The sequence below is a fragment of the Acetobacter okinawensis genome, from assembly GCF_002153655.1.
GTDB lineage: Bacteria > Pseudomonadota > Alphaproteobacteria > Acetobacterales > Acetobacteraceae > Acetobacter > Acetobacter okinawensis_A.
Genome location: NZ_JOPJ01000012.1, coordinates 1 through 18946, shown reverse-complemented (window position 1 = coordinate 18946; position 18946 = coordinate 1). Strand labels below are relative to the sequence as shown.

Below are 18946 nucleotides of genomic sequence, written 5' to 3'. Positions count from 1 at the left end.
TTACGGCCCAAAAGCCAAAAGCCAGAACAGCAGTGCCGTTATGGTGCCAAGCGAGACATAGGTGAACAGACGCAGGCGGAGCAGGGCGTCAATGTCGGTGGCAAGGAAGAGCACGCGCAACCCCACGGCCACAACAATGCCAATAACGCCGCATAGCATCCAACTGGGGAAGTATGCTCCGGCGATTGGAAAAGAGGGAGCGCCCGCAACCTTGCAACCTGCCAGTGGCAGAAACACAACAGGTATGGCGCGCAGGAGAGGACGGTAGCGCATGGTCGGGGCATTAGGACGTGATCGCGCTTTTACTGTCAAGAAAATGCCGCCAGTATTGGTATTTATGGAACAGTTTTTGAAAAAAAACGCCATTGTTAAGGTTACACTAACTTATTTTGCGAAAGGCACATACAAGTCATGGCGGATAATGTCATACAACAGCGCGTTGAGCTGGCGCGCGGGGGAGCATACCCCAAGGTTATTGGACGTATGGCATCTGGCTGGCTGGTCATGGCGGATACACAGCCCGTGCCGGGATACTGTATTTTACTGGCAGACCCGGTCGTGCCCAGCGTAAATGACCTGCACGGCCAGCAACGGCTGGATTACCTGCAAGATGTTGTGCGGGTCGGGGATGCGTTGCTCAAGGTAACAGGGGCTGCACGCATTAATTATGAAACATGGTGCAATCAGGCGCCATCGCTACATACCCATATTGTTCCGCGGTATACAACCGAACCTGCGGACAAGCGTCTGTCCCCGCTCTGTGTGGCTTATGATATTGCGCAGGCCCGGGCGTTTGATGCATGTGTGGATGCTGAGTTCATGCAAAAAATGCGTGTTATTCTGGGTATTTTACCAGTGGAGGATCAAGACGTGCCGACTTGCCTGACGTTATACGGCATTAAAAATTGCGATACCGTGCGCAAGGCCCGTAATTGGCTGGAAGAGCATGATATTGCGTATATCTTCCACGATTACAAACTGGCAGGCGTTACCGCGCAGACGCTGGAAGAGTGGGCAGCACAGGTGGGGTGGGAAAAACTGCTGAACAAAGCCGGTACGACGTTCAGAAAACTGCCAGATGCGGATAAAACGGACCTGACGGAAAAGCGGGCCATAGCCCTTATGCTCGCCCAGCCAACGCTGATAAAGCGACCGGTGCTGGATACACCGCAAGGCTTGCTGGTGGGTTTTAAACCCGACCTTTACGCTGCGGCCTTGGGCAAAAACTAGGCCATTCAGGCCGACCTGCCGCCATGCCCGGATAAGGGCATGGCGGCAGGGAGCATGTTATTCCTGCTCGGGAGCGGAGGCGGAGTTGAGCTGGATGTAACGCTCAACGCCAATCTGCTTGATCAGGTCGAACTGACGGTCAATGAAGTCTTCATGTTCTTCTTCATTGGACAGGATCTTGAGCAGCAGGTCGCGGGACACAAAGTCACGCACGCTCTCGCAATAGGCAATGCCTTCGCGCAGGTCGCTCATGGCCTTTTCTTCCAGCTTCATGTCGCATTCAAGGATTTCCTTGACGTCCTGACCGATCAGAATCGTGTTCAGGCGCTGTACGTTGGGCAGGCCACCCAGATACAGAATGCGTTCGATCAGCCAGTCGGCGTGACGCATTTCCTCAATGGATTCTTCGTATTCTTTTTTGCCCAGCAGGGTTACGCCCCAGTGGCGCAGGGTGCGGGCATGCAGAAAATACTGGTTGATGGCGGTCAGCTCGTTGGTGAGCTGGATGTTCAGGTGTTCAATAACCTTGGGGTCTTTAACCATGGTGGCTTACTCGCAATAACAGAAATGACTGGAGTGGACACTACTATAGAGTTTGGCGCTTCGTAAACAAAAAAATGTGAAAAATCAAATGGTTTTGAATAAATAATTATTACTTGCAACACCCGTTCTTTCAATTGCGAGTGATATGCATGTATTCGGCGTTATTTTTATTTATTCGCAAGTGCGAGTGGTAGGTGTTCGCGTATTTTATTAGAGTAATTCGCATCTGGTGTGGCATTTTCTGGCCGTATGATCCGGCTGAGCCTGCGCAGCGTTGCAAAGTCATACTCTGTGTTGAGTAACCCCAGATCATAGGCGAGGGAGGCTGTGTAACCGCTCAGCAGAACCCGCCAGTCCAGCCTGTAGCGGGTGCGGGCGTTGGCACGGGCCAGAATTTCGGTTGTGCAGTTGTCCATGAGCGTATTGTACCAGCGCGGTTGTACGGTGAGCTGGTGGATCTGTGTCAGATAGTTTTTAAAAACCGCTTCACGCGTCTGGGCGGACAGGTCAAGGCGGTAAAGATAGACCCGCTCCTTGCGAATGTCGGTGCGCACGCCAATCAGGTCCCGTTCGTCTGCTGTGACGTATGTCAGTTCGTAATGGTGGAAAAAACCGGCAATAGTGGAATAGGAAAATTTTTTCTGGCGTCGTGTTTCAATGGATACGGCAAGATGGCGGCCATCATCAAACCCGAAAGACAAAAACACATGGGCAATGCTGTCTCCCGCCCAGTAGGATGTAATCAGGTCAATGCTGGCCAGATGGTCGAGATCAAAGTCGGCGTTGTAGTAATGTGGGGTGTAGTCGGTTTCGGTTCTGTAGGTAAAATCACGGATGTTGCGGACATGGACTATGCGACCGTCCTGTATGGCGTCTGCCAGAATGGCGTATTCGCCCGCCCACTCGCGGTTATTGCTCGGGCGGTCAGTATAGAGCCAGATGGCAAAGCACGCGCACAGGCCGCATAATGCCCCCAACCGGTGCAGTGTGTGGCGGATGCGCAGGGTAGATGCACATAGCAGGGCGCACAGGCCCACTGCCCCAAGGCGCAGGGCGTCTGGCTCAAGCGTGGAATAGTAGAGAGCCGCACAGGCATAAATGGCAAAAAGGCAGGTCACAACACAAAGTACGCGTCTGGTGTGGCGTTGGGGGCTGGCGTGTTGTAAGGTCATTGTGCGGGTTTTGCCCATGTTGTGGGGAGTGTGTAATCCCCGCCAATACGGGTGATGTTGGTGTGGTTCATATCCCCCTTCATATGCATGTCGGGCGTGGTGGCGGCCAGCTGTTGCAGCAGAATGCGGCGGACTTCGGCTATGGTTATCGGGTTGGCCTGCGTGGAGTGCCCCGAGTTGCGTACAATCAGTTCGCTTTGCACTCTTGGATCATGCGCGCTGGCGTACGCAACAACACCGTCATCCGCTGTGCCGAGCGGTCCATCGCCCAATACGGGAATAATGGAGTGGCTTTGCACCTGAGGGGCCACCGGAATGGCGGCCAGAGCCTGTATGAACGTACTGCGGGGTGACATGCCATAAACGCTGCCAAGGCGGCTGGGGCTCATATCCACCTTGAGAGCCCCCGCATTGCCCTGCAAAATCTGCTGGGTCACTTCCGTAATGGCTGCGGGGAAGGTGACCATCCGCCCGATCAGATGGGCGATGGAAAAATCAGCCAGATAGCTGCCGTGTTGCGGGGTGGAAATAAACACAACACTTTTGACCTCGGGCATGGGGGTGGGGAAAAGGGCACGCTCCAGCAACTGCCGTACATCGGCCGACAGGGTCAGGCTGGATAAGGAGCGAGGGGTCAGCGCGTTCCACAATGCATCATGCGGGTCAATGGCCAGCATTTTTGCCAAAAGCCCCCCCTGACTGTGACCGATCAGGGTGATCTGGCCCAGTGCAGGGTCTGCCTGTGTGCCCCCGAGGTCGCGGATGGTGCGGCTCAGCGCATCGCGGAGTTGCAAGGCGGAATAGGGGATGGGGTTGCCCGTTGCATAGGAGAAAAACCAGAATTCAAAATGGGCGCGTATTTCCGGGTCTTCCAGCAGGTCATTGACCATGTCCGCCCAGCGCCCGGGGCTGGAGGCCGTGCCATGCACCAGAACCACAGGCATGTGGCCATACTGGTGGGGCTCCATGGCAATAAGCTGTGCACGTTTATTAAAGATGTTCCCGTCCAGAAAACCCTTGTATTCAACCGACCAGTCCACGGCATTGTTCAGGCTGATGGCGCGTGATGCCGTCTGGTCATATTGCAGGGGAATAACCCCCTCTGTTGTGGGCAGGGCAGTGGTCTGGTCAATGGTTGCCAGTGTCAGGCGCGCATGGATGTGGTCGGTAAAAATCTGCTGGCGTGGGTTGGGTATTTCCATAAAAAGATTAACGGGAATACGCAGCTTGTCGGTAATGGAAAAGGAAATCTGGCTATTGGCCGGGGGCTGCGGTACCGCAGCCAGTGGTTCGCCCAGCCCGGCCCTGCGGTAAATATTCTTGATCCCACGGACCGATAGACGCGCCGTGGGGCGGAAGTCGGTTAGGGTGTACCCATACCACTGCTTCTGTTCCGGGGTGGTGGACAGGTCCAGTGTGGCAAAGGGGAGTGTCCAGCGCTGTGGTGTTATGTCCACAGGGTTGCCCATGGCTTCGGTCAGGCCAAACATGTACAGGTCACATGCTTGGCGAAAATGCACGTCATATGGGTTGGGTTTTGCGTCGTCCGGCCCTGTGGGGTTGAGGTAGGCATAGGCATACAGGGCCGTGGCCATATAGGCCGCGCGATCGGAGTTCTGGCGGGCCAGCAGGTAATTCAGTTCCGCAAGGGCAAATAGCTGGTCCTGTAGGTCTGGTGTGTAAAACTGGGCCTGTGTGCTTGCCCGTAATGTGGCAATTGCCTGTGCTGGTTTCTTTTTCCATAACGGCAGCAGGTTCTGGCGTTCCAGCACAATGCGTGTGGTGTTGCTGAGTGTGCGCCCGCTCAGCGTGCTTTGGCTGCGCTCCTTGTAGCTGTCCGTCAGGCTCAGGCGCTGGACCGTAACGGGGGCAGCACAGCCTGAAACGGCCAGACACAGGACAACACACGAAAAACGTGAGCGTAGCGTGCGAGAGGGCATGGGGGTGGGGGTGGGCATCCGAGTCTCGATTTTAAATCGCGGTCAAATAATGATTGATGGTGTAGGGTGTCCGCGCCATGCTGGCAAATCCTGTGCGGCCATGGGCATGTCCTATGGGTGCGGGCCAATGGGGGAGATGTCTGGGTTGAGGTTGCTTTGCTGTGCATCTGCGTTGCCTCCGGCTGTCAGCCGGGGCGAACTGCCCGGGGGGGCAGACGCGCTGGCAACCGGTTTTGACCTGCAAAAAGCGGCGGCTTACCTGCCAGCGACCAGCGGCTTAACCCTTCATTACGCCCCCGATGTTGCAGCCCCCGATGTGGACGGGCCTTTGCTGTGCTCGCAAAATGCTCTGCGTGACAGGGATTATGGCCTGTGGGCAGGGCGGAACTTGCGGGATGTAGGGCCGGAGGAACAGTTATCCTTTTTGTCCGATGTGGCGTTTGCCCCACCGGGGGGCGAGAGCTTTGCCACCAGCTACCAAAGAATGGCCCACTGGCTGGATGTTTTGGAGCAGACGGTGCCAGCCGCCGTGGTGCTGGCGCGGCCAGCGTGCGTGCGTAACCTGATCCTGCGCGTGCTGTATCCGGGAGAAAACCCGGTGAGCATGGCCCATGCTGCCCGTGTGGATGTCTTGCCCCACAGTTACAGCCTGCTGACCTGCCACGCAGGCCGGTGGCGCGTGGGCATGCTGTCAGCCCCGATGTAAAGGGAAAGGTGCCCGCCTTTTTTGCTCGCGGTGCTCTGGGCTTGCCGCTATAGGTTTAAGCTGTCGGTCAAAGGTTCCGTGCAAACGGATGAAAAGGGAACACCGTAAGCTCTGCTCAGGAGTAAGTCGGAGACTGTGCCCGCAACTGTAGGCAGTAGCCTGCCACCCGTTGCTCCATAAGGGGCAGCCACTGGTGCATGCCGGGAAGGCAGGGTGGAGTGCGCATCTGCAAGTCAGGAGACCTGCCTTTGTCTTGCAAGCCATGCCACCGGGCGGGACGGACCGGGGGCGGGGATGTGTGATGTCACGGTATTTTTTGCCGGGTTCCAACCCGTATTCTTTTGCATGTTTTTCCACGGCGGGAGCGGGGGTACACCCTGTTCTGCACCGCCTGCTCAGTCTGGCACCCAAACGAACAGAACTGCTGGCCCTTGTTGGGGAGAATGTTCCTGTTGCGGAGGAAGAGGCTCTGCGATGTGCTGGTGGACAGATGCTGGAAGTTTTTGCGCAGAACCTACCACGTTCCTACAGAGAGAAAGGGCAGAGGCTGGAAGACCTGTTCCGTATGATGGTCGAGCATGCGCTTGATCTGGCCCACAAGGCCCGCTTTATGCACGAACAGGGTCCGCAGCAGGCGGACACCACCCGGCAGGCCCTGATCACGGCCTATGTGGCCGCACAACATGTGATTGGCGCGCAGTGCAGAGCCATGGATTTGTATAACAGCAAAGGAACATGCTCATGAAAATCGGGTTTATCGGTCTTGGGGCAATGGGTCACCCTATGGCAAAGCGCCTTCTCAAGGCGGGGCATGCTCTTGTCGTCTATAATCGGACAGCCGCAAAAGCTGATGATCTGGTCGCGCAAGGTGCGGTTGTGGGCGCAACACCCGCTGCGGTCGCCCACGACGTTGATATTGTTTTTTCAATGCTGCTGGATGATGCCGCTACTCAGGATGCAACATTCGGCCCAAACGGGATAGCCGCAGGGTTGCCACCCCATGCTGTGCACGTCTGTTGCAGCACAATTTCTCTCGCTCAGGCGCGCCGGTTAAGAGATGGCCATGCCGAGCGTGGGCAAACCTATGTTAGCGCCAGTGTTCTGGGGCGTCCTCCCGCAGCGGAGGCAGGAGAGTTATTTGTCATGGCCGCAGGGCAGGCTGACGTGCTGGACCGGCTGGAACCGGCACTTCAGTGCTTTGGCCCAAAGATTTTTCGGGTGGGTGAAGACCCGGTGCAGGCCAATCTTGTAAAACTGTCTTTGAATTTCATGATCTATTCGACCATAGAGCAAATGGCAGAGGTATTTGCCCTGAATGAAAAAGCTGGAACAGACCCACATACGATTTTTGAGATCATGACCGGCAGCTTCTACAATGCTCCGGTTCACAAGAACTATGGCAAGCTGATGGTTGATCAGGAGTATGATCATCCCGGAGCGCCCGTTACACTCGGGCTGAAGGATGTTGGCATGTTCATGAACGCGGGAGGGGATTATGGTGTGCCACTCCCTTACGCATCTGTCGTGCGTGACCGTTTACTGAGCGCTATCAGTGCGGGTGATGCGGAACGCGATTTTGTTGTGATACAGGAGCGTGTCCGGCAGGAGAGTGGCTTAAAGCAGGACAGTAAAAAATAGACCAAGACTTACCAGCCGTTAGGCTATTTTGGATGTGGCCAGCTTTAACCCGAAAGCAATAAAGACAAAACCGGTCATACGGTCGAGGATTTGAACAGCCTTGGGCTGGCGCAAAAGGCGGCTCAGGGATGCTGTTGCGGTAATCAGCACTGCAAACCAGATAAGTGTGATGACCACATGCAGGCAGGCCAGAAAAAAGCTGTACCGTGCGACTGATGCTCCGGCAGGCACGAACTGCGGCAGAAACGTGATATAAAAAACTCCCATTTTGGGGTTGAGAAGATCGGTCAGGAAGCCACGCAAAAAAGCACTCGAACCTTTGGGGGAGGGCGAACGGCTTTCGGTTTGTAAGGTCGTTCTGGGCTTTAAAAGGAGTTTGCCACCAAGCCAGATAAGGTAGAGTGCACCAGCAGATTTAAGCACTGTATAGGCCAGTTCAGAAGCACGTAATACCGTGCCAAGCCCGAACGATACAGCCGCGCCCCAAATCAGACACCCCAGCGCAATACCGGATGCTGCCAGTATGGCAGGACGTTGCCCGTCAACTGTTGCTGTGCGCAGCACCAAAGCGGTGTCGACCCCCGGTGTGATCGTCAGAACAAACGCTGCCAGCGTAAAGGCGAGGAGTAGAGGAATATCAATCATCGCACGGTCTTAACACATCAATCATGCGCAGGCATGGGGCACACCCAAAGTTGCTCAACAAAAGGGTATAAAATCCTGCATACCATAACGCACGGATGTGCCGCAGGTGGCCCGGAGCAGATGGTGTCCGCCCCGGTAGCCAATGCGTGCGCAGTTTACCAGCGGTAGGCCAGAGTTACGAACATGGCGCGCCCCGGTGCCCATGCGCATGCGACATTGCGGGTGCAGACCGCAACATATCGGCGGTCCGTTATGTTGGTTCCGTTAAGCTGGATAGATGTGCGTCTGTAATCAACATGCGCAACAATATCCCATACCAGCTGGCTGGGAACGGCAAATGTCTCTGGTAGAGAGCCAGCTGTGTTGCCAGTGTAACGTAACCCGCCCCCCGCGCCGAAGGTAAGGTCATGCAGGATATGGACGTCCCGTTTAAGAAAAAGCGAGGCCATATGGGATGGCACGGCAACAGGGCGCTGATTGATTTGCGATGTTGTTGTAGATTTTGTTATTTTGGGGTCCTGATAGGTAAAAGAAGCCAGAAAATCTATTTTCCCCGGTAGGCGGCCCATACCTTCAAACTCAAAACCTTTCGTCCGTTGTTCGCCTGCCTGAATATCATAAGTTGAATCCACTGGGTCGGGGGTGAGGATATTGGTCTCAACCAGATCAAAAAAATCGGCTGTCAGCATCAGGTGTTCGCCCCACGGCGCACCCGGCAATGGCTTGTATTTTAACCCGGCTTCAATCTGCTTCCCACGGGTTGGCAGAAAAGGGGTGTTCAGGCGTGTGGTGCCAACCTGAGGCTGGAATGATGTTGAATACGCCACATACGGTGCGAACCCCAGAGGGGCTGTGTAAAGCAGCCCGGCGCGGCCGGTAAACGCATTGTTTTTTTGTGGTGTCTGCAAACCGGTAAGGTTGTTTACAGTCAGGCTCTGGGTAAAATCCCCCCGTCCTGAAAGCGTTAAATGGAAATTATGCCAGTCAGCCTGTTCCTGCGCGTAAAGTCCGGTCTGGCTTTCTGTCTCGTTTGTATTGGTTGTGGTGCCATATGATGGCCATGTAATGGCGCGGTACACCGGATTATAAAGATCCAGCGAGGGCGCATTACCCTGCCCACGACGGTTTGCCAGAAAATCACTGCGGAAATCAACGCCTACCAGCAGTTCATGCTTGACGGGACCAGTTGTGAGTTTGAGGTCGGAGCGCGTATCAAGCGTGACATTGTTATAATTGGCAGATTGGCGGAGTGCTTGACGCGTAATGGTGCGCTGGTCGCTGGAAAGCGCTTTGGTTGTTACAAAGCGGTAGTCTAGGTCCAAATGGGCATAACGCATATTTTGTGTAATGCTCCAGTTGGGCAGAATACGGCGTGTCAGACTATAACCAATGGCGGCCTGCCGTTTGGAATACACATCATAATTGGCATCGCTGGATAAGAAGTCGCGTGCGATGCGCCCATATTTTGTAGCAGTAATTGTGCCCGCAGCAGGCAGAAACTGTGCTGTAGAGCCCGCATCCAACTGCTCAAAACTGGCGAGTATGGTAAAATCAGTTTTGTCGTCCGGCTTCCATCTCAGGGATGGAGCCACGTAAATCTCATTGTTTTTGATGTTGTTTGCATAGGTGTTTGATTTGCGGATCAAGCCATTAAAACGCCATAACAGTGTTTTGGAGGGGTTGATCGCGCCCCCAATGTCGGCCGCCCCCTGAACCCGGCTGTAGGACCCTGTTTGAAAATTGATCTCGTTTTTTTGTCCTGCATTCGGGCGTTTGCTCACCGCGTTAATAATGCCGCCAAGTTGCCCTGACCCATAAAGGGCGGATGTTGCACCGCGGAGCACGTCCATTTCCTCCAGCCCCCATGGTTCGATACTGAAAGACTGGGAGGATGTTGCATCCGGCGTGCGCGTGCCATCCAGATAGATGTCGGGCGAAAACCCCCGGATCGTACCAAAATATCCTCTGGGATCGTCCTTGGACCCGTAGTCAGAAACACCAGCCGCATAGCGCACGGCTTCCGAAACACTGCGGGAGTTCAGGATTGCCATCCGTTCCTGGGTAATCACGGTAATGTTCTGGGGTGTCTGCTCGATGGGTGTATCTGTTTTGGTGGCAGAAAACCCGTTACGCGCCAGCAGGCCGTGCCGTAATGCAGAGACGTCGATTGTTTCGTCTTTGCTGGTTTTATCCTTGGAGGGGCGCTGTTTGTTTGTGGTGGGTTTATCCTGCGGAGCCTGCGGTGTTGTTGCAAAGGCATGCGTTGCCATAAGCAGCAGAAACGAAGACGCAAGTAAAACTGTGCGAACGGAGTGCTGCATGAACGTAGAGTGCTCATCATAAATGTTGATGGCCCTCAATAGTGCATTTGATAATCATTATCAATATAATCTGGCGTGCTGGCAGCGGGTATTCCTCATAATGTCATAGTGCCTGTGGCTTATTGGCACCACGTCCCGGCCCGCCAGCCTTATGTTTGCAAATTCCGGAAGTGGACGGGCGATAAACCCATCAGGTTTGTAAATGCTTTTGCAAATGCGCTCAGCGATGCGTAACCGACATTGGCCGCTACATCAGTAACCCGATGGCCTTCAGCCAGCAGGCCTGCCGCGCGGAAGAGGCGCGCCTGCGTAATCCAGTCCTGCCATGTCATTCCTGTTTCTTCCTGAAAATGACGGCGGAAACTCCGTTCTGACATACCAGCCTGTTGCAGCGCTCCAGTCAGGTTTGCAAGGCCGGGGTTGGCAAGGGCCGTATCCATGGCGCGCACCAAAGACGAGTGGGTTGCACGTGGTAATGTAAAAAGCCGGTCGGTTTTCGCCTGCATCTGCTCCATGCAGAGCAGGCCAAGAGTGCGGAAAAAACTCTGGGCAATGGGGGACTGCTCGGCTGCCCCTGCCTGCCAGCGCAGAGTATGGAGCAACATCTCCTGTAGCATGGTCGTTATGGGGAATATCTGCACGTGCTCCGTGTGGGCATGTGGAAAACAGGCCGGGTCAAAATAAACGGAAACACCATCCAGATCACAGATCATGGTCCGGTGCCGTGTTTGTGCTGGAATCCAGATAGCGTGCGCCGTGGGCAGCAGGTGATGACCATCCGGGCCTTCAACCTGTGTTGTTCCACGTCTTGCGTAAGTAATCTGGTGGCACGGGTGGACGTGCCAGTCGTAAAATATGGCGCAAGACGGATTGCGGAAGGCAAAACCGGGCTTTGCTGACGTGTCCAGTCTGTTCGCGACAAGGACGCTGTGTGTCTCTGTGGCTGTGAGAGTTTTCATTGGCCGATATCCGGTTATTTATGGCCGGATAGCGTTAGACGGCCAATTGCCCATACCTTACCCTGAACCAATAAGGAAAGGAATCATGATGTCTGCTTCTCGTACATCTCACGATGCCCGGATTGTTGCGCAGTTCACGCGTTGGGCAAAACCGTTTGCTGAGCTGGCTATTCACGCAGAGGCGGACAGTATGGCGCAGACGCTCGCCGCCTGTGCCGTGTGCTCCGACATGCCTGTGCTGGATGTTGCCTGCGGCCCCGGGATTGTGGCCTGTGAACTGGCGCGCGCCGGAGCGCAGGTTACAGCCCTTGACCTGACACCCGCCATGATTGAGCAGGCCCGCCAGCGTGCGAATAATATGGGTGTGACTGTTGCATATCATATTGGCTCTGCACTGCATTTACCGTTTCAGGCCGAAAGTTTTGACCGGGTGGTCACACGTTACAGTTTGCACCACATGCTGGAGCCCCAGAAAGTTCTGGCGGAAATGGTGCGTGTCTGTCGTCCCGGTGGCCGGATTATTGTTATTGACGCCACTCCAGCCCCGGAATGCCAAAAAAACTATGACCGGGCGGAAACACTCCGGGACCCGTCGCATACCAGCGCTCTAACACTGGACCAACTGCTGTCATTAGGCGCTGAAGCAGGGTTGTCCCCGGTTATGATGCACCAGTATCGCCTTGAATCCCGTTTGCACGATCAGGTGGCACCGGAGGACTGGCGTGCTCTGCAGACGCTGTTTGCAGAGGATATTGCCAGCGGTGAGGATCGTCTGGGTATGGGGGCGTGGGAGAGTGCGGACGGGATCTGCTTCTATTTCCCAATTTCAATTGTGGTATGGAGCAAAAGCATACCCCAAAAAGCCGGTTGATCCGCAGGCACGCTGATATTGCTTCGGAGTATTGCTACTCTTTTACCAACGTCCCGGTCTGCCTGCTTCGGGTTTGGCGGGTGCTTGGTGCCTGTGTTTTTTTGTGTTTCCTGTTCTTTTTTGGCACAATCGTGTTCTCATGCAGGTTGTGTTGGCGTGCATTGTGGAGTGTATTGCCCGATATTGCAGAGCAGGATCAAAGCATGCCGGATATGTTGTTACCCATACTGACCTTTGCTGCCGCGTGGGGTGTTCTGGTGCTCACACCGGGGACCGAAACGGCGCTTGTTATCCGTCTGGGTATGAATGTCGGGCGTTCAGCGGCTCTGGGGGCGGCACTGGGTACGGGCACCGGGCTTGCTCTTTGGGGCGTAGGCACTGCGTTTGGGGTCAGTGCGCTGGTTGCGGCCTCCCCCACGCTGTATCTGACGTTGCAATGGGCGGGGGCCATTTATCTGGCTTTTTTAGGTATCCGACTGCTTAGACCCTCTACCGGGGCCAACGATCAGGCTCAGGCAGATGTGCAGGCCCGCCGGGTTGCGGGCATGGGTACGGGGTACCAGCGTGGTCTGTTGACAACATGCCTGAACCCGCTGGTGGGTGTCTTTGACCTGACGGCCTTTGCGCAGTTCATTCCCGCAGGCGTTGAGCGGGTCAGCTACTCCCTGCTGCTTGCCGGGGTGCAGGTGGTTATGGCTGTGGTGTGGTACGCGGTGCTGGCCTGTCTGGCATTTTCGCTCGGTCGTGTTCTGTCCAGCCCCAAAGTGGTGCGTGCGCTGGATATGCTGACGGGTGTGGTTTTCCTCTATTTTGCGTTCAGGCTGGTCCTGAGTGGTCTTCCTGCCTGACGCGTAGGGGGGCTGTGGCTTAAAGGTTCAGCCATGATGGATTGAGAGGCGATGCGTAAAACACCCAAGCTTATTCAGTCCATAGAGCGTTCTGCCGCTATTTTGGAAATTATTGCCCAGCAGGGTGGGGGCGCGCGCTTGCAGCAGATTGCCAGTATTTCTGGTATTGGCAAAACAACAGTGCACAATATTTTGCAAACTCTGGACCATCTGGGCTACGTGCAGCGCCGCGCGGGGGATGTGCGTTACCATTTGGGAGGGCGCATCCTCAATCTCGCGCGGATTGCGGGGGATGATAACATGTTACGCACTCGCCTGCGCCCGGTGCTGGAGAGTGTGGCGCGCAAAAGTGGTGCCACGGCGTGGCTGGCCGTGCCCAGCGGGGATCAGGCAACCTATCTGGATATTGTAGACCCCAATGGGTTTTGTGCGGGGCTGCCCGCCATGCCGCAGCGCGAAAATCTGGAAGGGTCTGCTGTTGGCTGGGTTTTTCTGGCCTGTGTGCCGGGCTTGGGCAAGCGGGTACTGGCAACGCGCGCCAATGCGCTGGATGATGATGTGCTGGGCAGAATAGAAGATGTCCGCATCAAAGGATATGCGCTGGATCTGGAGGCATACAGGCCGGGTTTGAATGGCGTTGCCATTCCATGGCGTGACAATGGAGAGGTCCGGGCGAGCCTGTGCCTTACAGGCCCGCCAGACAGCTTTCCACGTCACCGCCTGATCCGGCTGGCATGGATGATGATGCGCGCTGTGGAGCCGCAAAATATTCAGCAATATTGAACAAATGAGTTTTACGCTATTTTGAGCGTTCCTTTCCCTGCCTGTGTGATTAACTACGGGCCTTTACGCACATAGGGATGTTCACACCATGCAAGATACCGCTGTCACGACCATTCTAAACGCTGCCCATGCCGAGGCGCAGCGACTTGGTGTTAAGGTCTGTATTTCAATTCTTGATGCTGCCGCTTGGCCTGTTGCCTTTCTGCGTATGGAGGGTACCATTCTGGGGGCAATTGATGTTGCCAACAAAAAAGCCCGTACGGCAGCACTGTTCCAGATGGATAGTGCTGATTTTGCCAAAATTGGTCACCCCGATGGTGGGGCTTACACGCTGGAAAACACCAATGGCGGGATGACCAGCTTTGGTGGTGGTCTGGTGCTCAGGGCGGCAGATGGCACGCTGCTAGGAGCGATTGGCGTGTCTGGTGCCAGCACGGAGGATGACATTGCTATAGCCCGTGTTGGTGCCGCCACCCTTTTGGCCTGACAGGATTTTTTGGGTAGAGAAAACACTTCATGACAACACAGACCTTACCCTCACCGGCTGGCCCGGCTCCCATGGCCTCACCCGCAGGCAGGGGGGCTGCATTGCTTGTGCTGACATTTGGCGCTTTTGTTGTTGGTACAGGTGAGTTTGCCATTATGGGCATGCTGCCGGAATTTGCTGCATCGCTTCACCTGTCCACGGCAGATGCGGGGCATGCCATTACGGCTTACGCGCTAGGGGTCGTGGTGGGAGCTCCCCTGATTACCATTCTGGGAGCACGCCTGTCACGCCGGGAACTGCTGCTTGTGCTGCTGCTCGTGTTTGGACTTGGCAATTTGCTCAGTGTTGCCATGCCTACGCCCGGATTGGTGGAAGTGGCGCGTTTTATGACCGGGTTGCCGCATGGTGCCATTTTTGGCGTATCGGCGCTGGTCGCAGCATCCATGGTGGAGCGGACCCGCAGAGGGTGGGCTGTGGGGCGGGTTTTATCGGGTATTGCCATCTCTACTTTGGTGGGCGCACCATTTTCCACTTTTGCGGCCAATCATTTTGGCTGGCGTGTGGCCTATCTGATTATTGCGCTGTTCGGGTTTTTAACCTTTGCGGGTGTTTGGCGCTTTATCCCGGCTGACACACCAAACCGCACCAACTCCCCACTCAGGGAGGTTACGGCATTGTGCAATGCTCAGGTGTTGCTCACATTGTTGAGTGCCGCCATTGGGTTTGGGGGTATGTTTGCAATCTACACTTATCTGACAAGTGTTTTACAAAATGTAACCCATGTTCCCGAGTGGCAGGTCATGCTGTACATGGTGGTCTGGGGCGTGGGTATGCTGGCCGGTGCCAATATCGGGGCATGGCTGGTGGACCGTAATATCAATCTGGCTGCCATTTTTGCTCTGGCCGGGAGTGCTTTGGCCATGCTGGTTTTTGCCGGGGTTTTACAGAGTAGCGTGGGGTTGATGCTTGATGTGTTCCTGATTCCGGCGTGCGTAAATGCTCTGGGGCCAGCCCTGCAAACGCGGTTGATGGATTTTGCAGGAGATGCGCAAACCCTTGCGGCCTCCCTTAACCATTCAGCATTCAATATTGCCAATGCGCTGGGGGCATCGTTAGGCAGTGTTTTGCTGGGGCAACAGTTTGGTTATGGCGCACTGGGCATTGGCGGTGCTTTGCTATCCATTGGTGGGCTGCTGGTTTATCTGCTGGCGCTGTTCATGCTCAAAAAAAGTGGCGTAGCAGAAGAACGCCAGCCCATAATATAATACGACACCTGACAGCACACCGCTCGTGCGTGGAAAACAGCAGGGCGGTGTGTGCCAAGGTTAGGCAAGGCTTATGTTGCGCCGTGATTATGATGTATGTGGCTGCGCGTGTTTGTGATGAATTGCTCGTGGCCGGGGCTATCCTGCTGAACAGCTTTTGTTTTTTACTGAGTAGTTCGGAATAACTATTGATATGTTCAGAGTTTATCAGGAACAGGCAGCATTTACGTGTTTCAAAAAAGGATGCGCCATCATTGCCGTATAAGATGTGGCACAAATATGCACCTGCGCTTGGTGGCATGCGCCGAACATAAGCGCGTAGTATGCCAGAGTGTTAAGACCTTCTCTTCGGAAGAAGGTAAACAACATTCAGTGCACTACTATAAAAATGATATTTTTTGGAGGTGTAACGCCAAAAAACAATGGTATCCCGTACGGGAGCTTTTTTACCAAATGCTACAACATATTGATTTTTATGAACAAAAAATCACAAAATCTTGTTTCTTAGCCACTGTGTGACACATATGTAGCACATGTGCTTTTAAGTGGTAAAGTTTTAAGACTTAAAAAATGTGTGTAGGTGCATAACCCTGCGTATGTGTAATTTTGTATCGAAAAAAGCGAGCTATGACGTATGGTAACAGAATGACCAAGAACACTGAGGAACACGAGATTCCTTACAAATCCACGACCTCGACACTTAATGACCTTCTGGCTCGTTTTGATCCTGAAAAGCATAAGCATGAATTGCTCATGGATGATGAACCAATGGGACGGGAAACTATTTAATGGGACATTAATATAAGGGAATGGTTGGCTTTGATCAGAAAGACGAGGAGATTTTTTCCTTTTCCAACAGACTTCGGCAAGTTCAAATCACGTCTGGGCATTGGCAAGAGCGTAGTGTTCCATTCGTTCCGGCATAATGTTTCAACCAAACTCAGGAACATTCATGAGCATGGAGAAGGTGGATTACGTGAATCCTGGATTGATGACTTTCTGGGGCATGAAAGCACCGACAAATCAGTCTGTAGCACTGTCTATGTCGATGATGTGGATATTGTGAACATCAAGAAGGTTTGTGAGAGCGTGAAATATCCGGAGTTTTGGAATGCAAAAAATCTTTTTCTAATTAAAGTCTAAAAAATGTACAAATTCCAAAAAAATATTAGATTAAAATTAATATTTATTCTTTTATAGAAGAACTATATGCATAAACCTGCATTTCCATTCTTATAGAACGAGCTAAACCATCCAAGTCTCCATACAGACTTTTACTATTTAAATTCATTTTCCTTAGTAAGGCAAATATTTCTCTGTATAGAGAATGCGATATAATTAATTTTTCAAAAGAACAATTTTTATATAATTCTAGATTCAATGCATCCTCAATTCTCAAATCTCTGTTTCCAGACATCAAGAACGAACCAGCCTGGCGGTCTAAACGAACATTCAAAATTTCGGGTTCAGTTATCCAAACAATATTATGGGATCTCAAATCAACAAATTTATCAAATATTTGGTCTTGATTTTCCAAAAGATTATCAATACTAAAATTAAAATCATTGTTATTTTTCTTTATATATTCAAATGATTTCTGACGAAATTGATCGTAATTAATTGCAAAAACAGATATATCTTTTTTTAGATATGGATTATAATTTTCCAACGCAAAATAAAGAGCTACATATGGACTTGCAGTGAAATCAAGCAATCTAGTTGGAATACCATAATGTTGCATTGCGGATAACCAAGAGAGTTTTGAAGCAGGTCTAGTATTCTCTCTGTCATATATACTAAATTTTGACTTAAACTGGTTTAATGAAAAATCTTCAAACTTCTTAACATTCTCGTGTGACCAAGATAGTGAAATAGCTCTTTCTAGAGCAGATTGTAATTTCCATTCAGAATCTGCTTGACCCCTATAAATATAACCATTTCCAAAACAATCTAACCGAACGATTAAATCATTTAAATTGTCAATATTATGACACAACATCATGACGTAACCTCATATAAATACTTGTTATTTTCTTTATAATTGTTTTTGGATCTACGTCTCTACCGAATGCACGCTTTAATGCATTATCATGTAAAGATATTTTCCGCGTTGCATCTTTCGGATGCCGCTGAATCCGTGCGCTTACCGTGTTACCTGTAGCTGCTGAACTTTTGGCAATTTCACTAACTACTTCACTTTGGAGAGATTCGCCTTCAATGGTAGCCTGTCCTTTCTGACCATGAGCCTCAGCAAGTAATCGTGCCAAAGGCTGTTGGAAATAAGCATCTGCATCAAATGGATTCGGACGTCCAAATGATGCTGTTAGACTAAATATCCTATGTGCTTCCTGTATTTCTTTAACAAAGGAATCTGGATTAGGAATAGGAAGTATTTCTATTTTTATTTTATTTCTTATAATAGAATAAGAACGAGATAAAACTTTTTCCATTTTTTTTGATATTTCTTTTGTGTCTTTTGCTAAAGTATACTTATTTGCTATAGCAACAAGTCCAAACTCTGCATTAAACACACAATGTGTATATGGACTTTCATCTTGCTCTTCTTGCAGAAAAACAGATTGTTTTTCATCAAACTTTTCTATCTTGCCTCGCGTAGTACGACCAAAGGCGAAATAACCTGTAAGATGTTCGTAATGCAGGAGGTTACCAATATGCCAGCGAAAAATTTTCTTTTCACCCTGTAAACACCTCCCAGATACTAAATCATCTAGCGCTAAAAGAAAAAAATTGTTAGACTTTTCAACTTCAAGAGGCAAAGATTCTTGCCTTGGCTTTATAAACTTTATTCTATAAATGCTAAAAACGTTATTTTTCATTTAAGATTTCCCTAGTATTATTTATATACGCACATAATTTATATTGTATTATCATAACATGTTCAATTTCTGATGCATATACTAAAATTCTATGTTTCTGGCATGTCCCTTCATATCACGCTTTCGTTATTACCATACACTTTCTGACCAGAGTGACAGCTTTTCGCTTCATTCTGTCAGGAGGTTCAATTCCCATCCCTTGAAGACGTTCCAGCAAAGTCAGAACAGCAGAGGCATCCTCTACACTGACAGAAGGTTTCCCATTGGAAGCCACCAGGGCTTTGCCTGCATTTCTGTCCTGTCTGATTTTTTCCAGAATAGCCAGTGTCAGCCACTCTCCGGCTTTCATGCCCTGCTTCTGGCTCTGTGTAATGACAGCTTGCCTGACATCAGCAGAAATCCCCCTGATGCCCCATGTTTTTGTAGTGTCTTCCATATGTTTCCTTCCCTGTTAAACAGCCCTGTCCAACCAGTATGACAGGAACACAGGCAAGGAAGACTGGATGTTGCAAGGAATGGCTCGACAGCCAGTTTAACAAAGGATGCCCTGAAATCTGGACACAAAAAAAGCCAGACTTGTGAGAATCTGGCCTCCATAACACAGATGGGGAACTACTCCATCCAAACTACTGTTTTTGTGTAAGTTTAGTATGCACAATTTTAGGTATTTTGTCAAGTAAAAATGCATATTTATTAATAAT

At 51.9% G+C, this 18946-nt stretch carries 19 protein-coding genes, 1 pseudogene and 1 riboswitch; of the genes and pseudogenes, 10 read left to right on the top strand and 10 right to left on the bottom strand.

The window, feature by feature from the left end; all coding sequences use genetic code 11:
* A complete protein-coding gene (locus tag HK26_RS07240) occupies positions 1–273 on the bottom strand; it encodes a YtcA family lipoprotein (protein ID WP_180539412.1) in 273 nt (90 codons plus the stop codon).
* 138 nt (positions 274–411) lie between these two features.
* Here HK26_RS07240 and HK26_RS13985 point away from each other — a divergent pair.
* Positions 412–855: pseudogene (locus HK26_RS13985) on the top strand (HIT family protein); the annotation flags it as partial.
* 15 nt (positions 856–870) lie between these two features.
* On the top strand, positions 871–1230 hold the full coding sequence (locus HK26_RS13465) for an ArsC family reductase (protein WP_374188230.1): 360 nt from the start codon (positions 871–873) through the stop codon (positions 1228–1230).
* Between the two features lie 57 nt (positions 1231–1287).
* On the opposite strand, the gene bfr is transcribed toward HK26_RS13465, so the two are convergent.
* From bfr to HK26_RS07220, 3 genes are all read right to left on the bottom strand, one after another.
* Positions 1288–1773 (bottom strand): bacterioferritin, encoded by a 486-nt coding sequence (gene bfr / locus HK26_RS07230; protein WP_025826363.1) that lies wholly within the window; start codon positions 1771–1773, stop codon positions 1288–1290.
* 167 nt (positions 1774–1940) lie between these two features.
* Positions 1941–2945: an Lnb N-terminal periplasmic domain-containing protein gene (locus tag HK26_RS07225; RefSeq protein ID WP_086639168.1), complete on the bottom strand. Its 1005-nt coding sequence runs from the start codon at positions 2943–2945 to the stop codon at positions 1941–1943.
* Complete coding sequence (locus HK26_RS07220; protein WP_257640907.1) at positions 2942–4885, bottom strand: esterase/lipase family protein; 1944 nt, start codon at positions 4883–4885, stop codon at positions 2942–2944. The genes HK26_RS07225 and HK26_RS07220 overlap by 4 nt, the downstream gene beginning before the upstream one ends.
* Positions 4886–4934: 49 nt before the next feature.
* On the opposite strand from HK26_RS07220, the gene HK26_RS07215 reads away from it, so the two are divergent.
* The 3 genes from HK26_RS07215 (at position 4935) to HK26_RS07205 (ending at position 7229) form a co-directional block, all read left to right on the top strand.
* Positions 4935–5591 (top strand): histidine phosphatase family protein, encoded by a 657-nt coding sequence (locus HK26_RS07215; protein ID WP_180539410.1) that lies wholly within the window; start codon positions 4935–4937, stop codon positions 5589–5591.
* A gap of 54 nt (positions 5592–5645) precedes the next feature.
* Positions 5646–5855: riboswitch (cobalamin riboswitch) on the top strand.
* Positions 5856–5892: 37 nt separating this feature from the next.
* Complete coding sequence (locus HK26_RS07210) at positions 5893–6336, top strand: hypothetical protein (protein WP_143296307.1); 444 nt, start codon at positions 5893–5895, stop codon at positions 6334–6336.
* Complete coding sequence (locus HK26_RS07205; protein WP_086639165.1) at positions 6333–7229, top strand: NAD(P)-dependent oxidoreductase; 897 nt, start codon at positions 6333–6335, stop codon at positions 7227–7229. Before HK26_RS07210 ends, HK26_RS07205 begins: the two co-directional genes overlap by 4 nt.
* 18 nt (positions 7230–7247) lie before the next feature.
* On the opposite strand, the gene HK26_RS07200 is transcribed toward HK26_RS07205, so the two are convergent.
* From HK26_RS07200 to HK26_RS07190, 3 genes are all read right to left on the bottom strand, one after another.
* Positions 7248–7874, bottom strand: a complete 627-nt coding sequence (locus tag HK26_RS07200) for a LysE family translocator (RefSeq protein ID WP_086639164.1) — start codon at positions 7872–7874, stop codon at positions 7248–7250.
* Between the two features lie 155 nt (positions 7875–8029).
* Positions 8030–10195 (bottom strand): TonB-dependent siderophore receptor, encoded by a 2166-nt coding sequence (locus HK26_RS07195; protein ID WP_086639192.1) that lies wholly within the window; start codon positions 10193–10195, stop codon positions 8030–8032.
* A gap of 149 nt (positions 10196–10344) precedes the next feature.
* Positions 10345–11154: a helix-turn-helix transcriptional regulator gene (locus HK26_RS07190; protein ID WP_086639163.1), complete on the bottom strand. Its 810-nt coding sequence runs from the start codon at positions 11152–11154 to the stop codon at positions 10345–10347.
* A gap of 85 nt (positions 11155–11239) precedes the next feature.
* Between HK26_RS07190 and HK26_RS07185 the strand changes: the two genes are divergently transcribed.
* From HK26_RS07185 to HK26_RS07165, 5 genes are all read left to right on the top strand, one after another.
* The gene (locus HK26_RS07185; protein ID WP_257640906.1) at positions 11240–12025 is read left to right on the top strand and encodes a class I SAM-dependent methyltransferase; all 786 of its coding nucleotides are present in this window, start codon (positions 11240–11242) and stop codon (positions 12023–12025) included.
* Between the two features lie 203 nt (positions 12026–12228).
* A complete protein-coding gene (locus HK26_RS07180; RefSeq protein WP_086639162.1) occupies positions 12229–12873 on the top strand; it encodes a LysE family translocator in 645 nt (214 codons plus the stop codon).
* Positions 12874–12924: 51 nt separating this feature from the next.
* On the top strand, positions 12925–13656 hold the full coding sequence (locus tag HK26_RS07175) for an IclR family transcriptional regulator (protein WP_086639161.1): 732 nt from the start codon (positions 12925–12927) through the stop codon (positions 13654–13656).
* Positions 13657–13744: 88 nt separating this feature from the next.
* A complete protein-coding gene (locus HK26_RS07170) occupies positions 13745–14143 on the top strand; it encodes a GlcG/HbpS family heme-binding protein (protein ID WP_086639160.1) in 399 nt (132 codons plus the stop codon).
* A gap of 29 nt (positions 14144–14172) precedes the next feature.
* Positions 14173–15408, top strand: coding sequence for an MFS transporter (locus tag HK26_RS07165; protein ID WP_086639159.1), 1236 nt, complete (start codon positions 14173–14175; stop codon positions 15406–15408).
* Positions 15409–16594: 1186 nt separating this feature from the next.
* On the opposite strand, the gene HK26_RS07155 is transcribed toward HK26_RS07165, so the two are convergent.
* From HK26_RS07155 to HK26_RS07150, 3 genes are all read right to left on the bottom strand, one after another.
* Complete coding sequence (locus HK26_RS07155; RefSeq protein WP_086639158.1) at positions 16595–17410, bottom strand: FRG domain-containing protein; 816 nt, start codon at positions 17408–17410, stop codon at positions 16595–16597.
* Positions 17394–18245, bottom strand: a complete 852-nt coding sequence (locus tag HK26_RS13220) for a hypothetical protein (RefSeq protein ID WP_143296306.1) — start codon at positions 18243–18245, stop codon at positions 17394–17396. The genes HK26_RS07155 and HK26_RS13220 overlap by 17 nt, the downstream gene beginning before the upstream one ends.
* Before the next feature lie 115 nt (positions 18246–18360).
* Entirely contained in the window at positions 18361–18681 is a 321-nt protein-coding gene (locus HK26_RS07150; protein WP_086639157.1) for a hypothetical protein, read from the bottom strand.
* Between the last annotated feature and the right edge of the window lie 265 nt (positions 18682–18946).